This is a genomic window from Wolbachia endosymbiont (group A) of Oxytorus armatus (genome assembly GCF_964027005.1).
Classification (GTDB): Bacteria; Pseudomonadota; Alphaproteobacteria; order Rickettsiales; family Anaplasmataceae; genus Wolbachia; species Wolbachia pipientis.
Genome location: NZ_OZ034719.1, coordinates 64645 through 80530 on the forward strand (window position 1 = coordinate 64645; position 15886 = coordinate 80530).

A 15886-nucleotide genomic window follows, 5' to 3' on the forward strand; every position below is an offset into this window, starting at 1 on the left:
TAATAATTTGTTACTGTAAATTAATACAATGATTTCGCTTAATATTTTATTACGAATTCCCGTACAATAAGATCCATTTTCATTCCTCGTGAGCCTTTAACTAGAATTGCGTCATTATTCTGAATAATGTTAGCTAAATCACTTTTCAATTGATTAGAATCATTAAAATGCGTGCCTCTTATATTATCTGGCAAAAGCTCATGCAATTCTAACATAAATTTACCAACTGTATAAACTTTATCTATATTATTTTCTGTGATAATCTTAACCAAATCTGTATGAAACTCTATGCTTTCATCACCAAGTTCCAACATATCACCAAGCAAAGCTACTTTTCTCTGATTAGAATATGTACTCAAAGTTTTTATTGCAGTTTTCATCGAAGCAGGGCTGGCGTTATAGGAGTCATCAATTAAATGTATATATTTTTTATTGCATTTGACCTTATGAATATCGCCTCTACCTTTCGCTACACTAAAATTCTTAAGTGCAAGTGGTAATTTTGATAAATCAAGTCCGAGGCTTTGCACAACTGCTGCAACAGCAAGTAGCGAATAAGCAAAATGCTCACCTTGTACACGTAAATTACAGTTTATAATTTGATTATCACTCAGCCTGATTTTTAAACTTAATCTATTAGCAACTCGGTTTGATGTCATTCCAGCGCGTGACGCTGGAATCCAGTCTTTATTATACAACCGTCTGATATGCTCATTTGCAATTGAACTTCCTGGATCCAAGTAGTCAAGCACTGGGATGACAGAAGATAGTGCTGAAATGACAGAAGATTCATCGTTTCTTATTAAGTTTAGTAAACAAACTTCAGCATTTTTATCTTTACCGAAGCTTATTACATTTCTATTGGCGTGTGATGAGAGATAATCATAATATTTATTATCTCTGCTTAAAACCAAAGTACCGTTATTTTTCATACCATACAGAATTTCTAACTTCGCTTGTGCAACGTCAAATAGTGATGAAAAATTTTCAGTATGTGCAGGTTCGATGTTGGTAATAACTGCAATATTCGGATTACTAATTTTTGATAATTCTTTTATTTCACCAGCTTTATTCATTCCCATTTCAAGAATTAAGTACTGGCAGTTTTTTGGAGCTTTCAGAATTGTCAAAGGCAATCCTATATTATTATTTAAGTTACCTTCGTTTGCATGGGACACTCCATATTGCGATAAAACAGTATGCAGCATATCCTTTGTAGTGGTTTTCCCGACACTGCCTGTAACTGCAATAACTTTAGCATCAATAAGAACATTTCTAATGTAGTATGATGCCATATCGTGCAAAGCTTTCAGGGTATCTTGTACAATCATGAGAGGGAAACTTTTATATTTACCCTCACTCACTATTGCAGCGACAGCCCCTTTTAAAAACGCTTCATGCAAAAAATTATGGCCATCAAAATTCTTTCCCTTGAGGGCAATAAATAAATCACCTTTTTTTATGCTTCTTGTGTCCGTTGAAATATTTGAGCTATGTATCCAATTACAACCATTTACGTCTCTTCCGCCAGTTGCATCAATGATATTATTTGTGTTCCATTTAAACATAATTTAGAGTATTCTTTATAATAAATTGAACAATAAAAGTAGCGAAAATACTACATGTTTTAGACAATGTGCAAATAATGGTTGCAATCCCTATAATTCTATCTTATAATGAATATAGAAGTTTAAATTTTTTCGTCTATAATTAAAATGTATTTAGTTGTAGAAAGTACCTTGGAGGTATGTATGTTCACAGGAAAAAATGAAAAATCTACTTCTATACTAGCTAAAGTTGGTAATGCAGCTTCGGGAGTAGGAAGTTTTCTGGGTAGAGGTGTAAAAGTTCTAGTCAAGGGTGCAGTGTACCCTATATGGCCAAAGAGTTGGTTTAAGTCCTGGGATGAAATGCGGCACGACATAAAAAATGGCGGACGTTCTATTATTGGCAACCCACTTGAAGAATATGATCCACCTATAGAAACCACACAAGCTAGTGAGGATCTTGGTGTCCAAATAATGGAGCAAAAGAAAGGAACAGGAAAGGTAACTTTTTTAGCATCAAGGACTCTGACAGGGGATATACCCTATTTGACGCCAGAACGATTAGGTGAAATAAAGCAAAACCTGCCAAATGTAACTATCTTTAAAGAAGAAAACAAAGTTGTAATTGAAGTTGATGTTAAAAAAATAATTGAAGACATCAAAAAGAACAATCCAGGAATTGATGAGAAAAGAATAAAAGAGCTTGCTCTTGAAAAAATTGCTGAAGGAGCTGAAGGAGTTGGTGGCAACCTTAAAAAGCTAGCAAAAATTACTGGCGGAGAATTTAAAGTTCACACAGACTTAAAATTGCTGTATGGTATTGCAGAAAAATTGTATAAGGAATATGATGATCAAAAGCAGTCATCAGACAAAGTTGTGAAGTCTGATGTTGGTCAGCCTTCAGAAACTATAGCTTCAGGTGAGAAAAAATGGGCGCAAGAAGCTATAAAAGCAGGTAAGTCGCAAAGTTGTGGAATGCAAAAATAAGTTATAGGGGAGTATTATGAGTGAAGCTAAAAAAATAGAGGAAAGACATCATAGTCTAACTGTTCCTGGGGATATGTATCACTTACAACCAGGAGTTATTACTGGAAAAAGGGTAAGTGGAATAGAAACCTCTTTGAAAGAACAGCAGGACATGGTAAAAGAACAAGTAAGGGAACTTGTAAGCTCTTTAAATCTTGAAGATGCTTCTGGTGAAACGATAAAACCACTATCTACACCTAATGTAGAAAAAAACGAAGGAAGAGGGAAAGGTCGCTCTTAAAATATGAGCAATGAAGTTTATGATAGCAATAACATCTTTGCTCAAATATTAAGAGATGAGTTACCTTGTGAGAAGGTACATGAAAATGAAAATGTACTAGCTTTTCATGATAAGTACCCTGACGCACCAGTTCATATTTTAGTTATACCAAAAAATCAATATATTTCATATGATGATTTCATTCTAAAAGCTCCTGAAGAGGAAATAGCGGATTTCTTCAAAACTGTAAGAGAGATAGCACACAAATATAATCTAGAAAAAACAGGATATAGATTAGTCACTAACTACGGTGAAAATGGAGAGCAGGTTGTACCACACTTTCACGTGCATATTTTAGGTGGTAAAAAATTAGGAAAGCATGTAAACTCATAGTGTTATATGTTTTGTTAAATGAGCGAATATTTAACCATAGTAATCTTTATCTGCGTATCAATTGTAGTATCTTTTGCTTTAGGTATATTGCCTATGTTTCTTGCAGTGAGTAAGCCAGATGGTGAAAAGCTTTCCACATATGAGTGTGGCTTCAATCCACTATCCAGTGCAAGAAAAAATTTTGACATTAAATTTTATCTAGTTTCAATATTATTTATAATATTTGACTTAGAAATTGCTTTTCTTTTTCCTTGGGCTGTTTCTTTATCTAAGATAAGCTATGGTGGATTTTGGTCTATGATGGTATTTCTTGCAATACTCACTATAGGTTTTATCTATGAATGGTGTAAAGGTGCATTAGAGTGGGAGTAGTTTATGACAAATCAAATTCTATCTAATGATGACTGGGGTCGTTATAAAAAAGAAGGGTTTCTTGTCACTAAATTTGGTGATTTAACAGATTATGTAATGAATTGGGCAAGGTCTGGTTCATTGTGGCCAATGACATTTGGTCTTGCATGTTGCGCAGTTGAGATGATGCATACTGCATCCAGCCGTTATGATCTTGATAGATATGGTATAATGTTTCGTGCAAGCCCACGTCAATCAGATGTGATGATTGTTGCTGGCACACTAACTAATAAAATGGCAGCAGCATTGCGCAAGGTTTATGATCAAATGGCAGACCCGAAGTATGTTATTTCCATGGGAAGTTGTGCAAATGGTGGTGGTTATTACCATTACTCTTATTCAGTAGTCCGAGGCTGTGATAGAATTGTGCCAGTTGACGTGTATGTCCCTGGATGCCCACCAACCGCTGAGGCGTTGCTATATGGAATGCTATGCCTACAAAACAAAATAAAACGGACTCGGAATGGATAAAACTGCAAAGTATATACAAAAAAAGACCAAATGCGAGTGCATTCAAAAAGATGATGGCATTATTATAATATATTCAACTTTAGATGAAATTGAAAAGCACCTATTCTTTCTACGTGATGATGAAAAGTGTAGGTTTGAACTATTAGTTGATATTTTTGGGGTTGACTATCCAAATAGAGAGAAGCGTTTCGAGCTAATATACAATCTGCTCAGCATTGTGCATAATATTAGAGTACACATAAAGCTTCAGTTATGTGAAAGCGACATGCCTCCAAGTGTAGCGAAGATATTTAGTACGGCTTTGTGGTTTGAGCGTGAAGTGTTTGATATGTATGGAATAGAGTTTTCTGATCACCCTGATTTGCGTAGGATTCTAACAGAATATGGATTCAAAGGTCATCCAATGTTAAAAGATTTCCCTCTCACTGGTTATGAGGAAGTAAGATATGATATAGAGACAAAAAAGGTTGTGTATAATCCTATAGATTTACCGCAAGATTTTCGTATGTTTGATAGCTTATCGCCTTGGGAAGGTAAAACCATAAAAGTAAATACAAAGGAGTAGAAAATGACAGTACAAAGAAAAAAAATATCTTTAATCGGTGCAGGAAATATCGGTGGAACTCTCACCCATATGATTGCACTAAGGGAACTCGGTGATGTTGTTTTACTTGATATTAGTGATGGAATACCACAAGGTAAAACACTCGACATAGAAGAATCATCCCCTATTGATGGATTTAATGTCAATATTACTGGCACAAATAGGTATGAAGATATAAAAAACTCCGATGCAATTATAATAACCGCTGGCATCGCTAGAAAACCTGGAATGAGCAGGGATGACCTCCTGCAAACCAATGCTAAAGTAATGAAGGAGGTTGGCGAAAATGTTAAAAAATATTCTCCAAACGCGTTTGTAATAGTGGTTACCAACCCTTTGGATGCCATGGTTTCAGTGGTGCATAAATTTTCAAACCTTCCAACTAATATGATTGTTGGCATGGCAGGAGTGCTTGATTCTTCCCGTTTTCGTTACTTTCTTGCAAGTGAGTTAAATATCTCAGTTGAAGATATATCTGCTTTTGTGCTTGGAGGACATGGCGACACTATGGTACCACTAATCAATTGTGCTTCAGTTGCTGGAGTTCCACTTACTCAAATTATCGATATGGGTCTTATCACACAGAAAAAAGTCGATGAAATAGTTGAACGCACTCGCAATGGCGGTAAAGAAATAGTTGATCTGCTTAAGTCTGGATCTGCATACTACGCTCCTGCATCTTCAGCTATATGCATGTTAGAATCATATTTAAAAGATAAGAGGCGCATATTACCATGTGCTGCTTACCTTAATGGTGAATATGGTGTAGAAGAGTTGTTTATTGGTGTTCCTGTAATTATTGGAAAAAACGGAATTGAAAAGATCCTAGAAGTTAAAATGAATGATAGTGAACAAGAAATGTTTAATAAGTCTGTAAACTCGGTGAGAGAGCTGGTGAAATCTTTAGGTTCATAAGCAAATTAATGGTTTTATAGAGCTTCTTTATAGCTCAAACAGCCTAAAAAAGTTGCTTGTGGTTACCTTCGCTACTTGTTCTGGTGACTCATTCCACAACTCTGCCAAACAATCAACAACGTATTTCACCATTGCTGGTTCATTCTTTTTTCCCCTATAAGGCTCAGGTGATAGATATGGTGCATCAGTTTCGACTAAAACACGCTCGCGTGGTACATTTTGTGCAATTTCTCTGAGTAAGCTCGCATTTTTAAAAGTAATAATTCCAGAAAATGAAATATATAACCCCAAATCTATAGATTGATAAGCAAGTTCTTTAGAGGAAGCAAAGCAGTGCATTACTCCACTAAAAGCACCGGCTTTCATTTCTGACCTTAACATATCGATCATCTCATTATCAGCGCTTCTTGTGTGAATAACTAAAGGTAGTCCAGTTATTCTTGACGCTTCTATATGTAATGCAAAACTTTTTTTCTGATTGTCTTTGTTGTCAGATTTATAAAAATCTAACCCGGTTTCACCGATACTAATTACCTTTTGGTTCTTGGTAAATTCAACTAATTCATCAACATGTATACACTCACCGTTTTCTATAGCAGCATCAAGCGGATGTATACCAACAGAGGAGTAGACCTGATCATAGGATGAAGAAATTTTTAATAACTTAGGAACATCGTCAATGCTTACGCATATGTTATGCAAAACCTTTACACCATTTTGCTCTGCCCTTGAAATTACTTTTGGTATTTCATCGTCAGAAAAATAAATCAAGTGGCAATGAGAATCTACTATCATGAGCTTATTGTTGAGGCTTTTATTATAGAAGAAAACTCTTCTATCACTGTTTTATAAACTTCTTTTTTAAATGATATAGCACTGGCTACTAAACTATCTATACCTTGCCAACGCCACTCTTTGAACTCTGGATGACCAGTATAATTAATATCAATGTCCTCATCCTCTCCGCAAAACTTCATTAAGAACCACCTTTGCTTTTGACCAGAATATTTTCCATTCCAGCATATTGGTATAACTTCTTCAGGCAAGTTGTAGTATATCCAATCCTTGCTTTTAGTTATAACCTTTACTTTATTAGTACCAACCTCCTCTAGCAACTCACGTAACGCTGCTTGTTCCAGTTCCTCACCATCATCAACACCTCCTTGTGGCATCTGCCAGTAAGAATCGCTATCAAAGCGTTTTCCAATAAAGGCATGTCCTTGTCTGTTAAATAGCATTATGCCAACACAAGGACGGTACTTATCTTTCTGCTCAACCACGAGTACGCTCTGTTTTTAAATGATTTGTTACAGAAGTTTTAATTAATTTTCCATTTTTTTCTTTCTTCATCTCTTCAACAATTTTCTTTGCAACTTCCTTTGCACTCAAGTTCGAGTTATCAATTTCAAGCGAACCCTCAGGTATAAATAGCCTTTTCCCTTCAATTTTCTTTATAGCAAAATCCGGATCAGTAATTTTATTTTCCTGATATCTCTCTTCTGATTGGACACGTCTTACTAGTTTTTCATTATTACAATGTAATACTACAGAAAAAATTTCCATGTCCATTTTTTTACTTAAATTTACCACTGAGTTATATAATCTTTGGTCATAGGGATCACCCTCTATCAATTCATTTGTAAATATATAATGTTTTGATTTTACGTAGTGTTTTTCCAGTATTGCTAATACATTTTCCCTAACTGCAAAAATTTTTTCCCATAGGTCATCTGGAACTTCAGCGTTTTGTAATTTAACAATATCAAATATAATATTATTGAATAGATTATTGCTTACTATTACTGCACCAATGATTTTACACAGTTCCTTTGCAGTAGTAAACTTACCACTGCCTGGAAAGCCGATTAAGTAGATGAGAGTCTTGCCCATAATGAATACTAGTAAAAAGCTATTTTCAATTATATAAAAAGTATATACATTGTACATGCTAAAAACATGATGATAAAATAGATGCAGGTAATACCTTTAACAAGTAGTTGCGTTGAAAATAGTTCATATTTAGAAATTTTGAGTATATAATTATAAATGAATCATATAACCTGTAAACAATGCTTAGCGATATGGAATCGATAAGAAGTACAATTGAAGAGATAATAGATCAAAATAAAGGTCATGATATAGTAACTTTTGATGTGCAGAATAAAACCGTTATTGCAAAATATATGATTATTGCATCTGGTGATTCAAGCCGTCACGTTAAAGCTTTAGCTGAGCACGTAATAAAAAGCCTCAAGCCACATGATAAAATAGATGTAGAAGGTATGGATGAAGGCAATTGGGTAGTTTTGAATTTTCAAGGCATAATGGTTCACATATTCAGGCCGGAAGTAAGGGAGTATTATAAAATAGAAGAGTTATGGAACTGATTGCCTGGATAGCTGGTGCACAACTGCACAAACGTTGTAATTTTGAAGGCAACTCCTGCACAGGTAGTGGTGTCATGAAAGTAGCTGACACTGGAATCCAGTTTTTCATGCAATTTCATCGAAAACGTTGTATAGTGTGCTTGTTTATAATTAAGTTCCAGTGTCTGGGCGCTGGCTTCTCTATTAGGGTTACCTTCGGCATTAATGACAGGATAGACTGGGGTTTATAAAATGAAACACGCATCTGAATTTTTAAATTTCATCCAAGAAAGAGGGTACCTATACCAATGCACAAACATTGAAGGACTAGATCAATTATTATTGCAGAGCAATTATATAGTTGCATACATTGGGTTTGATTGCACAGCACCAAGTCTTCATGCTGGTCACCTAATTCAGATTATGATGCTCTGTCACCTACAAAAATTTGGTTATAAGCCGATAGTCTTACTTGGAGGTGGCACAACAAAAATTGGTGACCCATCCTTCAAAGATAAAGCAAGAAGCATCTTGCCTGTAGAGAACATCAATCAAAATACATCCAGTATAAGGAGAATATTAGAGAAAATGGTGTCTTTTAATGACAGCAAGACTGGTGCAATGATAGTAAATAACGCAGATTGGTTGGATAACATAAAATACATAGATTTTTTGCGTGATATAGGAGCTTATTTTTCTGTAAATCGTATGCTAAGTTTTGATAGTGTGAAAACCAGGCTGGATAGAGAGCAAACCTTAAGCTTTCTGGAATTTAATTACATGCTATTGCAAGCTTACGACTTTATTGAATTAAACAAAAAATATGATTGTCGTCTGCAGATTGGAGGGTCAGACCAGTGGGGAAATATAGTAAACGGAATTGAACTTGGAAAAAAGTTGAATTTACCTGAGCTATTTGGCCTTACCATGCCTCTTTTATTAAATGCACAAGGAAAAAAAATGGGCAAAACTGAAAGTGGAGCAGTGTGGCTTGATGATAATATGCTAAAGCCTTACGACTACTGGCAATATTTTCGCAACGTTGATGATCAAGATGTTGGACGTTTTTTAAGATTGCTCACTGATGTGCCAATTGATGAGATTAGAAAATTAGAGTCTTTAAAGGATCAAGAAATAAATGAAGCAAAAAAGGTCTTGGCAACAGAAGTGACAAAAATATGTCATGGTGACAAAGAAGCGGAACTTGCACAATTTGCTGCAATTTCTGCTTTTGAGAATGAAGATAGCTCACTACTTCCTGATTACATCATAAAAAAAGAACAAGTTGCAAGCGGCATATCCTTAGTAGACCTACTACATGACACCGATTTTGAACCTTCAAAAGGCGCTGCAAAGCGTTTAATACAGGGCAATGGATGCAAAGTTAATGATAATATTATAAACAACGTTAATTATATAATAAATTCCGAGAGCTTCAAAGGTCAGTCATTTATAAAATTATCTGCAGGAAAGAAGCGCCATATTAAAGTTGTGGTAGATTAGGTCTCGAAGTAAGAAAACAAATTTTATACAAGTGAGAAATTAGATATGGAGCAAATTTTCAAAATTCGAGAATTATGTATAAAACAAGACCCGCTGCAAAAGGTGATGACAAAATGATGTGAGAGAGGTAAAAGAAGAATAAGCAGATTGAGTAAGGTAAAAAAATGAGCTTTAATTACTATAACATAAAGAAACACCCAAGAAACTTTCGTAATATAACAGGTTTAACTATAGAGGAGTTCGAAAAGGTGGTGGAAAAAGTGAGGTCTGAGTGGGAAAAACTTGAAAAACAGAAAAAGTGCCATGGCAGAAGATCACAACTACCAACTCTGGAAGATAAGTTATTTTGCGTAATTTTGTACTATCGCACTTACATAACACATAGATTTTTAGGGTGCCTGTTCAATGTGCACAACGCAAATGTATGTAGGTTACTGAAGAAAATAGAGCCATTACTTGCCAAAAAAGTTACTATAACAAAAGATAGAAGTATGACACCAGAAAAAATACTAAAGATTCTGGCTGATGTTACAGAACAGCAAATACAGAGACCAGAAGATAGTAAAAAACGGAAGAAATCATATTCAGGAAAAAAAAGAACCAACACTATGAAAACTGAAATTATTGTTGAGGAGCATGGAAAAATTTTGTCAGTGTCAAGGTCACATCGCGGTAAAATTCATGATTTTCGTATAAGGAAACAAGAAAAATATTTACCAATGAACAGCATAAAATATGCCGATTCTGGATATCAAGGTTGGCAAAAATTGCAAAGCAATGTTGTAATTCCACACAAGAAGTATCGTAAGAAGCCATTAACCCTGGAACAGAAGGAATATAATAGAAGACTAGCATCGTTCAGAATGAGAGTAGCAAATAAGATCCGTGAGATAAAGATATTTAAGATTATGTCGCATGTTTACCGCAATTTTCAGAAGAAATACAACTTGAGATTTAATATTATTGCTGGTATTGTAAATCTTAAGCACGCCTTTTAGTTAATCTTGATTTTAGTCATCCTCCTTTCCTTTTTTTATCGCTTGATTCGCAGCAGGTCTACAACTGGAAAGATAGTAGAAAGCGAAATTCTATTATATATAGCTAAAGTGGCTTAGGTTTACCTACAATTTGAAAAACAACAAATTCGTCATTCCGCTACTCATTAGCGGAATCTATACCGCGAATGAATCCATAACTGTACGGACATTGCAATTTCGGCCTACCAGGAGGGCTATGCCTCTTATCCAAGTACCCTCTTCTTGTCATCCCAGTGCTTGACACTGGGATGACATCATCCTTTTTTTGGGATTCCAGCGTCACGCGCTGGAATGACACCTCTCTTGGGCTCTCTTAGCTATAAATATTAAGGAATTTACCAAACGAAAAAAAAGGCAAAAAAAGCCCCATGATTGGCTAATTACTTACATTATACTTGCAAGTATGGCGTTTTTTTATTCTAAACACTTAATAACCGCGATTCAGCTACTTTTAAACCGCAACTAATCTAAATTATAAACGTTAAGAAATTTACTAAACAGAAAAAAAGGCAAAAGAAACCCTAGGGTAGCTAGTTATTCACTATCCATTTTTTAAGTTGGCGTTTTTTTTATGTTTTAAACGCTTTATAAGCGCGTTTCAGCTTATGTAGGTAGAAATTTTATAAGACATAAGGTGCACATAGTGCAAAAAATTAAACATGAGACGCCAGATACGTGAGTTTTTTTGTCATTTAATCTGTACAGAGAAGATAAATAAATAGCTTCAGTGTTTATGATAAGGGGGCTGGCGGAGTTTGTCAAGTGGTTTTTTAGCCACGTTTCCCTGTTATAATGTTCGTTTGCTTGACCTAAGATCCAGGAGTATTTAAACTGAACCCTATACAGTGCTAAAAATGATAGGAAATCTAAGCGGAATAGTTGATGAAGTGCGCAGTGATCACATAATCCTGAACGTGAATGATGTTGGCTATATGGTGTATCTTTCAGCCAAAACTTTAAGTGCTTGTGCAATTGGAAGTAGAATCAAATTACTTATCGAAACCTATGCAAATAACAGAGAAAACACTACTCAGCTATATGGTTTTATAAGCAAAGAAGAACAGCAGTGCTTGAGGTTGCTAGTTAAAGTAAGCGGCGTTAGCTATAAAACTGCAATGTCAATTTTGGGCAAATTAACTCCAGAACAGCTATTTTTGGCAATTATGAATGAAGATAAAGTAGCACTCAAGATGAGCGGACTTGGCCTGAAACTCATAAATCGAATCATCACTGAATTGAGTGGCAAAGTGAGTAAACTAGAAATAAATAACAATAACTTTAATCCAATTAATGAAGATGCCCTTTCAGCATTGATCAATCTTGGATATGAAAAAATGAAAGCTTATGATACGATAAAGAAAATACAAGACGAATCGTCAAATCTGGACACTAAGGATATTATTCGCATAGCGCTTAAGGAGCTCTTAACATTATGAAATCAATATCGTGCGGTAAAGAATATACTGAAGATGTGCGCAATATTAACATCAGGCCTGAGCAACTTGATGATTTTGTCGGGCAAAAAGACTTAATACAAAATTTAAAAGTGTTTATAAACGCTGCACAGACGAGAACTGAAGCTTTAGATCACGTTTTATTATATGGTCCTCCAGGGCTTGGCAAAACAACTTTAGCACAAATTGTTTCTAAAGAATTAAGAGTTAGCTTTCGCGCAACTTCTGGTCCTTTACTTAGTAAAGCTGGAGATTTGGCCGCAGTGCTTACCACTTTAAATGCAAAAGATGTTCTATTTATCGACGAAATTCATAGATTAAATCGCAGCATCGAAGAAGTTTTATATACTGCTATGGAAGATTTTTGCCTGGACATATTAGTAGGTGAAGGTCCATCTACTCGCACTTTAAGGATAGATCTACCACCATTTACGCTAATTGGAGCAACAACACGGCTTGGATTACTTTCTGCGCCACTGAGAGATCGTTTTGGCATTCCTTTGCACCTTGAGTTTTATTCTTTTGAGGAGCTAGTCGATATTATAAAAAGAGGCGCAAGAGTTCTTTCTGCTGAAATTGAAGAGGGTGCTGCGCGGGAAATTGCCTGCCGTGCGCGCGGCACTCCAAGAATTGCTTTGAGGTTACTCAGAAGAATAAGGGATTTTGTTGAAGTGAAAGATGATAAAAAAATTACTTATGAAGTCGCTGATTCTGTATTACTAAAATTGGGTGTAGATAAAATGGGACTCAATAAACTTGATATGAATTATCTAAGATTTTTATTCAACACTTCAGGCCCTGTTGGAATTGACACCATATCTATTGCGCTATCCGAAGATGTTGGCAATATTGAAGAAACAGTAGAACCTTATTTAATCAAAATTAGTTTTGTAAAGCGCACACCAAGAGGGCGCGTTCTAACCGATCAAGCAAAGGAGTATTTGAGCTTTCAACATTAAACATCATAATTTATATTGACTAATTGGCGTGGTATCTATATGCTAACATTTATATATTAAAAATAATGGAGGCATATATGTTAACTAATAGCACTGAAACTGTATCTTTAATTGAAACTTCTTCTAATCTAAATATCAGTCCTTCTGATAATAATTCGATTTCGGATACTAAAAATGTACCTAAATCAACACTAGATGAGAACGTACCTAAATACGTCACTCTTAATAATGCAGAAGAATGGAATGAGTTCTTTATAATGCAGAACAACACTTCTACTAATACCACTAATAAAAAGAAACCAAAACCTTATATTCATAAGGATAGTAATGGTATATGTACATATACTGCTCGGGATGAGAATAAATATGGTGGTAAGAACATTATAGGCAAAATTGCTGAACAAATTAAAGAAGAGATATCTAAAAATATAGAAAATAATGATATAGAATTTATAAACTTAAAGAAAGCAAAAATGAAGATAATATTATTGAGCCTGCCGTAAGAATTGCGATAGGTAGTAATACAAAAGAAATAAGCATGAGTGACATTCTAAATAACGATTTGTGTAAACAATATGGCGTGAAAGCAATTACATTATTGCTACCTCAAAGTAAAGCAAGGGGGCTACGTTGCCGGGTTGATGAACATGGAACAAGAATTTATGAAGTAGCTAATGGGTCATATCAAATGACTTTAAAGTGGAATGCTCAAGGAAAAGAATGTAATATTAAAATTAATATTCATGATAATGGCTCCGTAGAACTTATTGAGGGTAATGGTGTTACTATGGAGCAATTAGCTGCACATAAAGAAGTAAAAGTAGGAAGGCAATATGAAGCAAAGCCTTTACATGAAGTGTTAGCATCACAATTGCCACAAACACAATTACAACAAAGCTCTGAAGAAGTAAAATTTTTGGAGCAGCATTCAACAAATGTAGAAGACTTGAGCGGCGCATCACAAAAGCATCAAGCTCCTGCTGCTTCAAAATAGGTAAAGTAGTGAAAATTCAGTATAAGTTGCTTGCATCTGCAAGTAACTTATACTTTTATGATGAGCAACACAATACTACCAAGAAATTTCTACGAGCGGCCAACTTTGGTTGTAGCCGGGGAGTTACTAGGAAAGATGCTAAAATTTTCTAACTTTAGTGGAATAATAACCGAAGTTGAAGCCTATATAGGAATGAGTGACCCAGCTTGTCATGCAGCTAAGGGTTATACTAACCGAACCTCAGTAATGTTTGGTATGCCGGGGTTTTCATATGTGTACTTTATATATGGAATGTATTACTGTTTAAATATTGTAACAGAAGCAGAAGGGTTCCCAGCAGCAGTGTTAATACGGGGATTAAAGCTCATTGAACCGCTTGAGGCAAATTTAGGTGGGCCAGGAATATTGTGTAAAAGATTAAATATTACAAAAGAACATAACAAACAGGACCTTACTATAAGCCACGAATTTTGTGTTTATGAATCTTACCTCAAACCAGATTATATTTGCACCCCGAGAATCGGAATTAGTAAAGGCCAAGAGAAATTTTGGCGGTTTAAGATTTTCTAAACTTAAGACCTTGCGTAGACTATTTGCCAATCGGATAATCACCAGTGAAACAAGCATCACAATATTGTGGTGTAGCATTGTTACGCTTTTCTGCTTTAACAGCCTGATATAGTCCATCAATACTCAAGAAGGCTAGGCTATCTACTCCTATAACTTCCTTAATTTCCTCTACAGATTTATTTGCAGCAATTAAATCTTTGCACTCTGGCGTATCTATTCCATAAAAACAAGAATGCTTAATTGGTGGGCTTGAAATTTTGAGGTGAATCTCTTTTACTCCTGCATCCTTTAACATAACTATTATATTTGTTAACGTACTACCACGCACTATACTATCATCTATTAAAATTATGTTTTTACCTTTCAAAATGTGCTTATTAGCATTGAATTTTAATTTTATTCTAACTTTACGTACTTCAGCGGTTGGTTGTATAAAAGTTCTTCCTATGTAATGATTACGAATTATTCCCAGTTCCATAGGTAACCCTGAATGCTTTGCATATCCAATAGCTGCAGGTATTCCAGAATCAGGTATTGGTACAACCATATCCATATTGTTTTTTGGTGGGCTCTCTTCTGCAAGTATTCTTCCTATTTCTTTTCTTATATCATATATGGACCTATTCTCCATTATGCTGTCTGGTCTTGAAAAATAAACGTATTCAAAAATACAAAAACTTGATTTTTGCTGTGGGAAAGGAAACATTGAGGCTAGCTTACTATCCGAACTGATGGTAACTAATTCGCCTGGTTCTATTTCTCTAACAAATTCTGCATTTACTATATCAAGAGCACAAGTTTCAGATGCAAGAACGTAAGAACCGTTTAACTTTCCTAAAACAAGAGGCCTGATTCCAGATGGATCACGTACTCCAATAACTACTTCTTGATTGATTGCCACAAAAGAATAAGCACCTTGTATTTGCTTTAATGCATATATAAAACTCTCTAAGAAGCTATCTTTTTCACCGCTTGCTGTCAGATGTACTACTACTTCTGTGTCAATATCTGACTGAAAAACACACTCTTGTTTAATTAATTGTTCGCGTATCGGAGAAATATTAATTAAATTACCATTATGTGCTATGGCAAAATCCCCAAATTTGCCACTTTTGCCAAACATGGGCTGCACTCCAAATTTACTACCACTTGTTGAGTATCGAACATGACCTATTGCACAATCTCCAGGTAAGGATTTCTTTATTTCATCTATATCATCAAATACGCTGCTCACTTGACCTTGAAAGTGATAAGAGTGCAGCTTATCGTTGTTACTGGTTACTACGCCAAAAGACTCTTGACCTCTATGCTGCAAAGCGTGGAGAGCAAGTATAGAGTTAAAAGCAGCACTTTGGTTGCAACTTATGCCAAATACCCCACACTCCTCACGCATTTCATCTAGCATAAAAACTATTA

At 35.2% G+C, this 15886-nt stretch carries 22 protein-coding genes; 16 read left to right on the plus strand and 6 right to left on the minus strand.

The annotated features are described in order from the left end of the window. Positions 1-38: 38 nt before the first annotated feature. Positions 39-1568 (minus strand): UDP-N-acetylmuramoyl-tripeptide--D-alanyl-D-alanine ligase, encoded by a 1530-nt coding sequence (locus AAGD79_RS00330; RefSeq protein WP_341811393.1) that lies wholly within the window; start codon positions 1566-1568, stop codon positions 39-41. A 183-nt stretch (positions 1569-1751) separates the two neighbouring features. On the opposite strand from AAGD79_RS00330, the gene AAGD79_RS00335 reads away from it, so the two are divergent. Genes AAGD79_RS00335 through mdh form a run of 7 tightly spaced genes read left to right on the plus strand, consistent with a single transcriptional unit; the run spans position 1752 to position 5587 of the window. After that, a complete protein-coding gene (locus AAGD79_RS00335) occupies positions 1752-2534 on the plus strand; it encodes a hypothetical protein (protein ID WP_341811394.1) in 783 nt (260 codons plus the stop codon). Positions 2535-2550: 16 nt separating this feature from the next. Next, on the plus strand, positions 2551-2814 hold the full coding sequence (locus AAGD79_RS00340) for a hypothetical protein (protein ID WP_265043440.1): 264 nt from the start codon (positions 2551-2553) through the stop codon (positions 2812-2814). 3 nt (positions 2815-2817) lie between these two features. Continuing rightward, positions 2818-3186 carry an HIT domain-containing protein gene (locus tag AAGD79_RS00345; RefSeq protein ID WP_341811395.1) on the plus strand — a complete coding sequence of 123 codons (369 nt, stop codon included), beginning with the start codon at positions 2818-2820 and terminating at the stop codon, positions 3184-3186. An 18-nt stretch (positions 3187-3204) separates the two neighbouring features. Next, on the plus strand, positions 3205-3558 hold the full coding sequence (locus AAGD79_RS00350) for an NADH-quinone oxidoreductase subunit A (RefSeq protein ID WP_006279576.1): 354 nt from the start codon (positions 3205-3207) through the stop codon (positions 3556-3558). Positions 3559-3561: 3 nt separating this feature from the next. Beyond that, a complete protein-coding gene (locus AAGD79_RS00355; RefSeq protein ID WP_006279574.1) occupies positions 3562-4068 on the plus strand; it encodes a NuoB/complex I 20 kDa subunit family protein in 507 nt (168 codons plus the stop codon). Continuing rightward, positions 4061-4633: an NADH-quinone oxidoreductase subunit C gene (locus tag AAGD79_RS00360; protein WP_341811396.1), complete on the plus strand. Its 573-nt coding sequence runs from the start codon at positions 4061-4063 to the stop codon at positions 4631-4633. The genes AAGD79_RS00355 and AAGD79_RS00360 overlap by 8 nt, the downstream gene beginning before the upstream one ends. Positions 4634-4636: 3 nt before the next feature. Next, the gene (gene mdh, locus AAGD79_RS00365; protein WP_341811397.1) at positions 4637-5587 is read left to right on the plus strand and encodes a malate dehydrogenase; all 951 of its coding nucleotides are present in this window, start codon (positions 4637-4639) and stop codon (positions 5585-5587) included. Positions 5588-5614: 27 nt separating this feature from the next. Here mdh and AAGD79_RS00370 read toward each other — a convergent pair whose 3' ends face one another. Genes AAGD79_RS00370 through AAGD79_RS00380 form a run of 3 tightly spaced genes read right to left on the minus strand, consistent with a single transcriptional unit; the run spans position 5615 to position 7477 of the window. Then, on the minus strand, positions 5615-6382 hold the full coding sequence (locus AAGD79_RS00370; RefSeq protein WP_010082353.1) for a TatD family hydrolase: 768 nt from the start codon (positions 6380-6382) through the stop codon (positions 5615-5617). Beyond that, on the minus strand, positions 6379-6825 hold the full coding sequence (locus tag AAGD79_RS00375; protein WP_007548581.1) for an RNA pyrophosphohydrolase: 447 nt from the start codon (positions 6823-6825) through the stop codon (positions 6379-6381). Before AAGD79_RS00375 ends, AAGD79_RS00370 begins: the two co-directional genes overlap by 4 nt. Before the next feature lie 34 nt (positions 6826-6859). Further along, positions 6860-7477: an AAA family ATPase gene (locus AAGD79_RS00380; protein ID WP_022626414.1), complete on the minus strand. Its 618-nt coding sequence runs from the start codon at positions 7475-7477 to the stop codon at positions 6860-6862. A 179-nt stretch (positions 7478-7656) separates the two neighbouring features. Between AAGD79_RS00380 and rsfS the strand changes: the two genes are divergently transcribed. From rsfS to AAGD79_RS00400, 4 genes are all read left to right on the plus strand, one after another. Beyond that, positions 7657-7974 carry a ribosome silencing factor gene (gene rsfS, locus AAGD79_RS00385; protein ID WP_006279567.1) on the plus strand — a complete coding sequence of 106 codons (318 nt, stop codon included), beginning with the start codon at positions 7657-7659 and terminating at the stop codon, positions 7972-7974. Next, entirely contained in the window at positions 7965-8204 is a 240-nt protein-coding gene (locus AAGD79_RS00390) for a hypothetical protein (protein WP_265043432.1), read from the plus strand. Before rsfS ends, AAGD79_RS00390 begins: the two co-directional genes overlap by 10 nt. A gap of 1 nt (position 8205) precedes the next feature. After that, positions 8206-9456 (plus strand): tyrosine--tRNA ligase, encoded by a 1251-nt coding sequence (gene tyrS, locus AAGD79_RS00395; RefSeq protein ID WP_341811398.1) that lies wholly within the window; start codon positions 8206-8208, stop codon positions 9454-9456. 164 nt (positions 9457-9620) lie between these two features. Continuing rightward, on the plus strand, positions 9621-10454 hold the full coding sequence (locus AAGD79_RS00400; RefSeq protein ID WP_341811399.1) for a transposase family protein: 834 nt from the start codon (positions 9621-9623) through the stop codon (positions 10452-10454). Between the two features lie 157 nt (positions 10455-10611). On the opposite strand, the gene AAGD79_RS00405 is transcribed toward AAGD79_RS00400, so the two are convergent. Continuing rightward, positions 10612-10776: a hypothetical protein gene (locus tag AAGD79_RS00405; RefSeq protein ID WP_341811400.1), complete on the minus strand. Its 165-nt coding sequence runs from the start codon at positions 10774-10776 to the stop codon at positions 10612-10614. A gap of 571 nt (positions 10777-11347) precedes the next feature. On the opposite strand from AAGD79_RS00405, the gene ruvA reads away from it, so the two are divergent. The 5 genes from ruvA to AAGD79_RS00430 all read left to right on the plus strand — a co-directional run bounded on the left by ruvA (position 11348) and on the right by AAGD79_RS00430 (position 14470). Continuing rightward, a complete protein-coding gene (gene ruvA, locus AAGD79_RS00410) occupies positions 11348-11929 on the plus strand; it encodes a Holliday junction branch migration protein RuvA (protein WP_265044033.1) in 582 nt (193 codons plus the stop codon). Beyond that, the gene (gene ruvB / locus AAGD79_RS00415; RefSeq protein WP_015589389.1) at positions 11926-12906 is read left to right on the plus strand and encodes a Holliday junction branch migration DNA helicase RuvB; all 981 of its coding nucleotides are present in this window, start codon (positions 11926-11928) and stop codon (positions 12904-12906) included. The genes ruvA and ruvB overlap by 4 nt, the downstream gene beginning before the upstream one ends. Positions 12907-12983: 77 nt before the next feature. Continuing rightward, positions 12984-13409: a hypothetical protein gene (locus AAGD79_RS00420; protein WP_341811401.1), complete on the plus strand. Its 426-nt coding sequence runs from the start codon at positions 12984-12986 to the stop codon at positions 13407-13409. Positions 13410-13444: 35 nt separating this feature from the next. Next, a complete protein-coding gene (locus tag AAGD79_RS00425; protein ID WP_264705938.1) occupies positions 13445-13900 on the plus strand; it encodes a hypothetical protein in 456 nt (151 codons plus the stop codon). A 60-nt stretch (positions 13901-13960) separates the two neighbouring features. Next, complete coding sequence (locus AAGD79_RS00430) at positions 13961-14470, plus strand: DNA-3-methyladenine glycosylase (protein WP_264339539.1); 510 nt, start codon at positions 13961-13963, stop codon at positions 14468-14470. Between the two features lie 19 nt (positions 14471-14489). Here the strand turns inward: AAGD79_RS00430 and purF are convergent, their stop codons facing one another. Beyond that, positions 14490-15875, minus strand: a complete 1386-nt coding sequence (gene purF, locus AAGD79_RS00435; RefSeq protein WP_265043424.1) for an amidophosphoribosyltransferase — start codon at positions 15873-15875, stop codon at positions 14490-14492. Positions 15876-15886: the final 11 nt, after the last annotated feature.